We start from the raw sequence: 9,399 nt of genomic DNA, 5'->3' as shown, positions 1-9,399 counted from the left end.
TCCTGCTTCGCGACGCCGACTGGGCCGGGATGGCGCATGGCGTCGAGATCCGCGCGCCCTTGGTGGACGTGCCGCTCTATCGCTCGCTCTGCGAGCCCTCGGACCGGTGCGCCTATCGGAAGGACGATCTGCGCCGCCTAGCCAATCTGATCAGTCCGGGCCTGCACCTCGCCCGCCGCGCGAAGACCGGATTCATGGCTCGGAGCGGCCAGATCCTGGGATGCGGCGGCGCCGGGGCCACCGAGCGCGCCTGGACCAAGGGCGTCTTGCAGCACTGGTTCGGTGACTGGGCGATCTGACGACCCGCAGCGACATATTGATTTGGCCCGGGCTGCTGGCGGTGAGGTTTCCGTCTAACTAGGCCCGCATGCGCATCTTCATCGACGCCGACGCCTGTCCGGTGAAGGACGAGACCTACAAGGTCGCGGCGCGCTACGGCCTGACGACCACGGTGGTCTCCAACAGCTTCATCGCCATCCCGCCGTCGAAGCTGATCGAGCGGATGATCGTCGACGCCGGCCCCGACGTGGCCGACGACTGGATCGCAGAGCGCACCGGGCCCGGCGACATCGTGGTCACCAACGACATCCCGCTCGCCGACCGGGTGCTGAAGGCCGGCGGCGTGGCGATCGCGCCCAACGGGCGGCAGTTCACGCCCGACAGCATCGGCTCGGCCCTGGCCTCGCGGGCGGTGGCCGAGCACATCCGCTCCATGGGCGAGATGACCGGCGGGCCGAAGCCCTTCGGCGCCGCCGACCGCTCACGCTTTCTGCAGGCCCTGGACGAGGCGGTGAACCGGGAGAAGCGGCGGCGACGCTAGGCTCGCCTTGCCTCACAGCGCCCCCCGCAGGTATGGGCTGCCGGACGGATCGTTGCAGGAGAGTTTCGCCGATGCGCTGGATGGGTTTCACGATCGCCGCCCTGGCCGCCCTGGGCGCCCTTTCCGCGTGCAACAAGCCCGCTAACGGCCCGCCGGCCGAGACCACGACCGCCCCGCCGCCCGCCACCGCTCCGGCGCCCATGACCGACGCCGAGAAGAAGGCGGCGCTGGCCGCGCTGCCGGCGCCCTACAACACGGCCGACCTGGACAACGGGGAGTCGAAGTTCGCGCTCTGCTCCACCTGCCACACCCTGCAGCAGGGCGGGCCGAACATGACCGGGCCGAACCTCTACGGCGTGTTCGGGCGCAAGGCCGCGACCGTGGCCGGGTTCACCTATTCCGACGCGCTCAAGGCGGCTGGCTGGACCTGGGACGCCCAGCACCTCGACACCTGGATCACCGACCCGAAGGTGGCCGCGCCCGGGACCAAGATGACCTTCGCGGGCATGAAGGACCCCAAGGACCGCACCGACGTCATCGCCTATGTGATGATCCGGACGGGCTACAAGCCCTAGGCGGCGCCCCAGGCCGGTAGAGCCGTCGACCAAACTCAACCTTGACGAGAAATTCGGGTGCGCGCATCGTCGCTGCATCGCCCAATGGATTGCGGTTGTCCGGGCGAACTACGCCGGCGAGTCCCCACGCGCCGGCGCTGCGCCCAGCGGCACGGCGTTCCCCACGTTTGCAGGCTGGCGCGCAGTCTCAAGGCCTTCCTCGGCGACGGGGAAGGCCTTTTCTTCGCCGGCCCGAGCGTAGGGTTCAGGCGTCGTAGCCGGGCAGTTCGCGGTCGAGCTTGCGCAGGCAGCCCGGCCAGGCGAGCGCCCCGCCGATGCCGCGGGCGACCTGGTTGCTGACCTCGGCCTGGGAGGCGTCGGGCGCGATCAGCACGCCGTCCTTGCCGCCGGAGAGCGCCTTGACCTGCATGGTGCAGGCCCGCTCCAGGTAGTACATGCCGACCCAGCAGTTGGCGGCGGTGTCGCCCACCGCCAGCGTGCCGTGATTGCGCAGCAGCATCAGGGTCTTGTCGCCGATGTCGGCCACCAGGCGTTCGCGCTCGTCGTGGTTCAGGGCGATGCCTTCGTAGTCGTGGTAGGCCAGCCGCGGCAGCACGATCAGGGCGTGCTGCGACAAGGGCATCAGGCCGGACGACTGCGCGGCCACCGCGACCCCGTCGTCGGAGTGCAGGTGCATGACGAACTTGGCGTCCTCACGAGCGTGGTGGATCGCCGAGTGGATGGTGAAGCCCGCCGGGTTGATGAAGTAAGGTGTCTCCTGGAGGATGTTCCCCTCCAGGTCGATCTTCACCAGCGAGGACGCGGTGATTTCCTCGAACAGCATGCCGTAGGGATTGATCAGGAAGTGATGCTCCGGTCCCGGGATGCGGCCGGAGATGTGGGTGTAGATCAGGTCGTCCCAGCCGTAGAGCGCCACCAGGCGGTAGAGCGCAGCCAACTCCACGCGGGTCTGCCACTCCTCGGCGCTGACCTTGCCCTTCAGCGAGACGACGCCCGCAACCGATCCATCCGCCGCCATGGCCTAGTCTCCCGTTCTTGTCTGTTCGCCCCGAGAATCCGCTCCGGAGGCTACGGCGTCAAGCTAGGCTGCGGGTGCGCGCCACCGCGTCGAGCCAGCGGGCGTAGGCGGCTTCCCGGCGCGGGCGATCCATGGCGGGACTATAGACGTCGGTCTCGGGCCGCGATCCCGCCGCCTCCTCGACGTCGCGATAGACGCCGGCGCCCACCCCGGCGAACAGGGCCGCGCCCAGGGCCGTGGTCTCGCCGAAGGCCGCGCGCCCCACCGAGACGCCGGTCAGGTCGGCCAGCCGCTGGCTGAACCACAGGCTGCGCGACATACCCCCGTCGATCCGGATCTCCACCTTGTCGTGGAAGGCCTGCGGCGCGTCGGCGCGCATGGCCTCGATCAGGTCGCGGGTCTGCAACGCCGAGGCGTCGAAGGCCGCACGGCTGATCTCCGCCAGGCCCGCGTCCCGGGTCAGGCCCACGATGGCGCCGCGCGCGCCGGCGTCCCACCAGGGCGCGCCCAGGCCCGTGAAGGCCGGGACCAGCACCACGCCCAGGTCGTCGCGGGCCTCCATGGCCAGCTTCTCGACGCCCCGCGGGCCGCCGCCGACGCGCAGGCCCTCTTCCATCCACTGGATCGCCGCGCCGGCGATGAAGATCGCGCCTTCCAGGGCGAAGGTGGTCTTGCCGCCCACCCGCGCCGCCACCGTCGTCAGCAGGCGCGCCTTGGAGAACGGCGCAGTCTCGCCGGTGTTGAGCAGCATGAAGCAGCCCGTGCCGTAGGTGGCCTTCATCTCGCCCGGGCGGATGCAACCCTGCCCCATCAGCGCCGCCTGCTGATCGCCGGCCACGCCGCGGATCGGAATCGCGCGGCCGAGCAGGCCGGCATCGGTCTCGCCGTAGTCTCCGGCGCAGTCGCGCACCTGCGGCATCAGCGAGAGCGGAACGTCCAGCATCTCGCCCATCGCCGGCGACCAGGCCTGCTTGCGGATGTCGAACAGCAGGGTGCGCGAGGCGTTGGTGGCGTCGGTGGCGTGCGTCGCCCTTGGGTTATCTGGGCCCCCGGTCAGCTTCCAGATCGCCCAGGCGTCGATGGTCCCGGCCATGAGTTCGCCAGCCTCGGCGCGGGCGCGGGCGCCGGCCACATGATCGAGCAGCCAGGCGATCTTGGTCCCCGAGAAATATGGATCCAGCAGCAGGCCGGAGATCTCGGTGACCTCGGCCTCGCGGCCCGCCGCGCGCAAATTGTCGCAGACGTCGGCCGTGCGGCGGTCCTGCCAGACGATGGCCCTGTGGATCGGGACGCCGCTCTTGCGGTCCCAGACCACCACCGTTTCACGCTGATTGGTGACGCCGATCGCGGCCACTTCGGACATCGGCCGCGCGGCCTTGGCGACCACCTCGCGCAGCACCTCCACCGAGGCGCGGAAGATGTCCTCGGCGTCGTGCTCGACCCAGCCGTCGGCCGGATAGAACTGCTCCAGCGGCCGCCCGGCCTCCGCCAGGGCGCGGCCCTTGGCGTCGAACAGGATAGCCCGGGTGCTTGTGGTCCCCTGATCGAGCGCGAGGATCAGCGGCTCGGCCATGTCATCCCCCATCTTTTGTCGTTGCTCGCGGTTTAAACATGTTTTCACCCGCGTCGCCCATCTTGGCCGTTCAGCCTCACCGACAGAATGGAGGGATGGGCTTGAGCGTCGCGATGAGCAGCGAAAGCCTGCTGGAACTCGCCAAGAGCCGCATGCCCGCGGATCGCGAGCGCTTGCTGCTGGCCATCGTGGAACTGTGCGACGCCGACGACGGCGCCGCGGCCAAGGTCTCGCCGCAGATCCAGGCCCTGCTGAATTCCATCTTCCTGGGTCTGGTGGCCGGCGCCGAGCGCGACATCCGCAAACGGCTGGCCGAGAAGCTCTCCGTCGCCGAATGGGCGCCGCCGGCCCTGATCAACGTCCTGGCGCTCGACGAGATCGAGATCGCCCGGCCGGTGATCGCCGCCAGCCCCCTCCTGAAGGACCCCGACCTCATCCGCCTCCTGGTCGAGGCGACGATCGAGCACCAGATCGAGGTGGCCCGCCGCCCGAACCTCGGCCCCAGCGTGGTGGCCGCGATCCTGCAGGCCGCGGAGCCGGCGGTGATGACCGCGCTCGCCGGCAACGCCTCAGCGGAGCTGGGACCGGCCGACCTGAAGCAGTTGGCGGTGGCCGCGCGCGAGATCGCCTCGCTGCGCATGCCGCTGTCGAAGCATCCCCGCCTGACCGACGAACTGGCGCTGCAGCTCTACATCTGGGTGGGCCAGGCGCTCCGCCAGGCGCTCGCCGAACGCTTCCGGCTGGACCCCAGACAGATCGAGGCGGCGCTGGCGCAGTCGGTCAAGGAAGCCCACATCGCCGCGCCCACCGGCCAGGGCGCCGTGGTCATGGCCCGGGACGGCGACCGGGAGGCCATGGAGGCCCGCCTGATCGAGAAGCTGCACGCCGCCGGCCAACTGCGGGCCGGCTACCTGGTGCGGTCCCTGCAGGAGGGGCGGCTGTCGCTGTTCGTCGTGGCGCTGGCGACCCTCGGCCGCTTCGAGATGGACCATGTGCGCCGCGTGATCGATTCCGAGCGGCCGGAGCTCCTGGGCCTGGCCTGCGCCGCCGTCGGCATCGACCGCAGCGTTTTCCCGTCCATCCTGGAGATGATCCGTAGCCTGAACAACGGCCGTCCCGGCGGCGGCCCGGAGGGTGCGCGCCGCGCCATAGGCGCCTTCGGCCCGGTCAGCGCCCAGGTCGCCGCCACCGCCTTCCGGCAGGCCGCGCTCTCGGTTTGACAAGCGGCCGAGCTTGACCGCTTCTGCCGGTCGACCCGCAGCCTGCCCCGAGCTTCGTCGTGACGCGCATCGCCTTCACCGCCAGCGAACGCCCCGAGGCGCAGGAGGGGCGCGCGCGCCTGGTGAAGCGCTACGGCGAGACCCCGGTCGAGGACGCCGAGGTCATCGTCGCCCTCGGCGGCGACGGTTTCATGCTGGAATGCTTCCACGACCACATGGCGCTGGGCCTGCCGATCTACGGCATGAACCGCGGCTCGGTCGGCTTCCTGATGAACGACTACAGCGAGGTGGGCCTGCTGGAGCGCATCGCCGCGGCCGAGAAGGCCGTGATCCACCCGCTGCGGATGACCGCCACCGACGCCGAGGGCCAGAGCCACGTGGCGCTGGCGATCAACGAGGTGAGCCTGCTGCGCCAGACGCGCCAGGCGGCGAAGCTGCGCATCTCCATCGACGGCAAGCTCCGCTTGAGCGAACTGTCCTGTGACGGGGCGCTGGTCTCTACGCCCGCCGGCTCCACCGCCTACAACCTCTCGGCGCACGGCCCGATCATCCCCCTGGACGCCCGCGTCCTGGCCCTGACCCCGATCAGCGCCTTCCGCCCTCGCCGCTGGCGCGGCGCCCTGCTCGCCCACACCGCCAAGGTCACCTTCGAGATCCTCGAGGCCAGCAAGCGGCCGGTCAGCGCCGTGGCCGACAACATCGAGGTGCGCGACGTGCTCGACGTGCACATCGCCGAGGACCGCGAGGTGGCGCTCAACATGCTGTTCGACGAGGGGCGCAGCCTCGAAGAGCGGGTCCTGGCCGAGCAGTTCTCCGCCTGACCGGCCGCCCGTCCACCGGCGAGCGCGGCCAAGCGTCGCTGTGGAAATCCTGTCAAAACCGTGGGTTGCCTCACACCGGTTATTAACGGGTTCGAGCCTACCATTGGCCGTAGTCATCTGGAGGGCGTCTCGTGAGCCAGCAGAATTCCGGTCAACTGATCCAGCCGAACAACGCGCTGCGCCTGAAGGTGGGCGGCGGCCGTCTCGGCACGATCGATCCGGCCGCCATCGCCAAGGCGGAAGCCGCGCTCAAGAGCCTCGCCAGCAACTTCTCGCAATGGCTGAACGACGAGATCGTCAAGCTCGAGGCCGCCCGCCAGCAGGTGCACGTCGGCGGCGTGACGCCCGAGACGATGGAAAACCTCTATCTGCGCGCCCACGACCTGAAGGGCCTGGGCACGACCTACGGCTATCAGTTGATCACCCGCATCGCCGGCTCGCTCTGCCGGATGATCGACGACAAGGAAAAGCGCGCCGCCGTGCCCCTGGAACTGGTCGACGCCCACATCGACGCCATCAAGGCGGCCGTCCGCGACGACATCAAGTCGGACGAGCACCCGGTCGGCAGCGTGCTGGTCGAGGAGCTGGAACGCCGCGTGAAGGCGATGGGCGCCTAAGTCCCCCTCCTACACGGCTGACTACATTACGTTTTCCAGAGGCTCCGCCACCGCGCCATAGCCGGCGTCGGGCGGCAACACCAGCACTCGTCCCGAATCACGCTGCTCGATCTTCGGCTGGACGGTCACCAGCGTCCGTCGCACGGCCCGGGCCACCGCGTCCTCGGCGCCCCTCGCCTCCGCCAGCAGTTGCAGGTTCATCCGTGTGGGGAAGATCACCTTGCGCTCGCCCGCGGCGGCCAGGCGCAGCGCCTCCGCCGGCGCGATCCACTCCGCGTCCACCGTCTCTCGCCCATCGCAGGCGGCCAGCTGTTCAGCCGGCGCGGTCACCGCATAGAACCAGGTGTCGAAACGCTTGGGCGTCAAAGGCGGGGTAATCCAGCGCGCGAAAACCGTGAGCGCATCGAGGTCGAGATAGGCGTCGAGGCGGGACACGACGTCGATGAACCGGGTAGTCCCGGCGTCCACCGCTTTGCGGACCTCCATGGGGCAGGCCTCGCCGCTCATCGGCTGCCCATCGCGGCGCCGCGCGAGCAATATGCCGGCCTCCTCGAACACCTCGCGGATGGCGGCGATGCGCAAGGCCCGCTGATTGGCGTCATAGGCCTCCCAGCCCACGGTATGGACCTCCCAATTGCGGTCGTGGTCGCCGGCGTGGCTCTTGCCGCCCGGAAACACCAGCGCGCCCGAGGCGAAGTCGATCTGGTGGTGGCGCTTGACCATCAGCACCTCGAAGGCGGGATCGTCGCGCAGCAGGAGGATCGTGGCGGCCGGCTTGATCTCGGCAGGCGCCTTGGAGGTCGTGGGGGCGTTGGTCATCGGGGGAGCTTGGGGCGACCGGCCCGCGCGCGCAAGCCGGGCGTCAGGCGCTGAGTGACGCGTGGGCCTCGGCGGCGGCCTCGCGGGAAACCTCGTCCATCTTGTCGAGCAGATAGTCCACGTCCTCGCGCGAGGCGGTCTGCGGCTGGGTCAGGAACCGCTCCAGCATCCGCTGCTGGAAGCGTTCCAGGTCGCGGGCGCCGCCGTCGAACTCCATGGCGTGATAGGTGTCGACCGCCGCGCGAAAGGCGGGAAACAGCCGCGCCGGGAGGCCCGCTCGCTCGTAGATCGCCCGCAGGCCAAGCGGCCCGGCGTCGTGGATCATCAGCCAGGTGCGGTGGTGCGGCACGCCCGCCAGCTCGGCGACGCCCCATTCGAAGAAGGTCATGTGGCCCTGGGCCACGCCGCGCAGCAGCAGCGAGGGCGTGAGCCGCCCCTGGGACGCCAGGTGGGCCACGAAAGCCCGGACGTCGGCGGCGCGGCCGGCCTGATCCACCAGGTCCACGGTCGCCCGCTCGGCGGCGCCGGTGGCGATGGTCAGGGCCGTCTCCGCCCCCACCGCGTGGCGGGCGATCAGGTGGTCGCGTAAATGGTCGCCCACCAGCAAGACGAGCTTTTCGCTCACCGCCAGCGGCAGGGCGTTGCGGTAGGCGATCGCCGCCAGCACCTTTTCGTGCGTCTCGAAGCGCGCCACCACCTGCTGCAGCGCGTTCTCGGCGAAGTCGGCGTTGTCGTTGGCGCAGGCCGCCGTCACGGCGCGCTCCCCGCCATGCTCGGCGATGGCGTCGGTGACGGTGCGCGACAACATCGGGCGCCGCGCGATGGCCAGTTGCCGCACCGGCCCGCCCAGACGGACGATGTCCGCCAGGTCCGAGTCCAGGAACACCGGCGAAAAGCTCAGCAGCGGCAGGGAAATGGTCTCGACATCGCGGGCGAGCCGGAGCGCGACGTCGCGCGGCACCAGGGGCGAGGCCTTGAGCGTCACCGCCAGAGCGCGGCGCACCAGTTCGGCGGCGTCGCCGGCCATGACCCGCAGGATCTCCTGGGCGGTCTCGCGGTCCGCCTCGGAGAGCGGCGCGGCGTCGATGGAGCGGCAAAGCTTGTAGGCCGCGGCGGCGCGAACGTCCGGCGTCACGCCCCTGACCAGCGTGCGGATGTCCTCCTGCGTCAGCGCTGAGCGCGTCGTCGCCATGCCGGTTAGCGGCCCCAGATGCGGGCGCGAACCCACCCCGGGCCCCGCCTTCCCACGAGTCTGACTGTCCGCGATCATGCTTAACGGCGGGTTAGGACTCGAATCTGTGGATTAAGGAATCCGCGCAACCACAGGAGGAAATCACAGGGCCACTCGCCCCGACGCCGCAATTTCAACAGGGAATCGACAAGAAACCAACAAGTATTCGCGCGTCGCTTGACTCACAATTTTAGGTTTAATGGAAACAAAGTGCCGCCCTGGCGTTGTCGTGTGTCGGGAGGAGTAAATAAATGCACAGCCACAGAATCCTGATTGCGGAGGACAGTTTCCTTCTCAGCCATGAGCTTTGCGAATTCATGCGCGACGAGGGATACGACGTTAAACCCGTCTATTGCGGCCAAGCAGGATTCGAGGCCATCCATCGGGGCGAATACTTCATCGCTCTGGTCACCGACATCGACCTTGGCCCGGGCCCCGATGGCGTCGACCTGGCGCGATACGCCCGGGCGCTTTCACCCCATCTTCCCGTGGTGTTCATGTCCGGGATGACGGACCCGCGCCACGCGGTCAACGGCGTCGCCCGCTCGCAATTCGTCGCCAAGCCCTGCGAGCCGCACCAGATCACCGAGGCGCTCGCCGCGGCGATCCGGCTTGAGGCCGCTTAGACCTGTGATCTGGCGGATCGTCGTGCTCGCCATGGGCGCCGCCGGATACGCCGTCGCGGCCGCCGTCGCGATGCGGGCG

At 69.6% G+C, this 9,399-nt stretch carries 11 protein-coding genes; 7 read left to right on the top strand and 4 right to left on the bottom strand.

Annotated features, from left to right (window positions below; all coding sequences use genetic code 11):
* The 3 genes from VNW53_RS06575 to VNW53_RS06565 all read left to right on the top strand — a co-directional run.
* Positions 1-299 (top strand): asparagine synthase-related protein (locus tag VNW53_RS06575; RefSeq protein WP_325554403.1); only part of this gene is annotated, 299 nt, incomplete at its 5' end.
* Between the two features lie 68 nt (positions 300-367).
* Complete coding sequence (locus VNW53_RS06570; RefSeq protein ID WP_325554401.1) at positions 368-820, top strand: YaiI/YqxD family protein; 453 nt, start codon at positions 368-370, stop codon at positions 818-820.
* 71 nt (positions 821-891) lie between these two features.
* Entirely contained in the window at positions 892-1,395 is a 504-nt protein-coding gene (locus tag VNW53_RS06565) for a cytochrome c family protein (protein WP_325554399.1), read from the top strand.
* A gap of 244 nt (positions 1,396-1,639) precedes the next feature.
* Here VNW53_RS06565 and VNW53_RS06560 read toward each other — a convergent pair whose 3' ends face one another.
* Complete coding sequence (locus tag VNW53_RS06560; protein ID WP_325554397.1) at positions 1,640-2,413, bottom strand: class II aldolase/adducin family protein; 774 nt, start codon at positions 2,411-2,413, stop codon at positions 1,640-1,642.
* A 58-nt stretch (positions 2,414-2,471) separates the two neighbouring features.
* Complete coding sequence (gene glpK, locus VNW53_RS06555) at positions 2,472-3,986, bottom strand: glycerol kinase GlpK (protein ID WP_325554395.1); 1,515 nt, start codon at positions 3,984-3,986, stop codon at positions 2,472-2,474.
* 113 nt (positions 3,987-4,099) lie between these two features.
* Here glpK and VNW53_RS06550 point away from each other — a divergent pair, with 113 nt between their 5' ends.
* The 3 genes from VNW53_RS06550 (at position 4,100) to VNW53_RS06540 (ending at position 6,644) form a co-directional block, all read left to right on the top strand.
* Entirely contained in the window at positions 4,100-5,206 is a 1,107-nt protein-coding gene (locus tag VNW53_RS06550) for a DUF2336 domain-containing protein (RefSeq protein WP_325554393.1), read from the top strand.
* Between the two features lie 23 nt (positions 5,207-5,229).
* Positions 5,230-6,027, top strand: a complete 798-nt coding sequence (locus tag VNW53_RS06545; protein ID WP_414693249.1) for an NAD kinase — start codon at positions 5,230-5,232, stop codon at positions 6,025-6,027.
* Between the two features lie 131 nt (positions 6,028-6,158).
* The gene (locus VNW53_RS06540; RefSeq protein ID WP_325554391.1) at positions 6,159-6,644 is read left to right on the top strand and encodes an Hpt domain-containing protein; all 486 of its coding nucleotides are present in this window, start codon (positions 6,159-6,161) and stop codon (positions 6,642-6,644) included.
* Positions 6,645-6,665: 21 nt separating this feature from the next.
* Here the strand turns inward: VNW53_RS06540 and VNW53_RS06535 are convergent, their stop codons facing one another.
* Both VNW53_RS06535 and VNW53_RS06530 read right to left on the bottom strand, forming a co-directional pair.
* On the bottom strand, positions 6,666-7,463 hold the full coding sequence (locus VNW53_RS06535; RefSeq protein WP_325554389.1) for an NUDIX hydrolase: 798 nt from the start codon (positions 7,461-7,463) through the stop codon (positions 6,666-6,668).
* 43 nt (positions 7,464-7,506) lie between these two features.
* Positions 7,507-8,655 carry a DUF2336 domain-containing protein gene (locus VNW53_RS06530; protein WP_325554388.1) on the bottom strand — a complete coding sequence of 383 codons (1,149 nt, stop codon included), beginning with the start codon at positions 8,653-8,655 and terminating at the stop codon, positions 7,507-7,509.
* Between the two features lie 290 nt (positions 8,656-8,945).
* Between VNW53_RS06530 and VNW53_RS06525 the strand changes: the two genes are divergently transcribed.
* The gene (locus VNW53_RS06525; RefSeq protein ID WP_325554387.1) at positions 8,946-9,320 is read left to right on the top strand and encodes a response regulator; all 375 of its coding nucleotides are present in this window, start codon (positions 8,946-8,948) and stop codon (positions 9,318-9,320) included.
* Positions 9,321-9,399 lie beyond the last annotated feature (79 nt).

Source organism: Phenylobacterium sp., from assembly GCF_035569475.1.
Taxonomy (GTDB): Bacteria; Pseudomonadota; Alphaproteobacteria; order Caulobacterales; family Caulobacteraceae; genus Phenylobacterium.
This window is presented reverse-complemented; position numbering and strand designations above follow the sequence as displayed.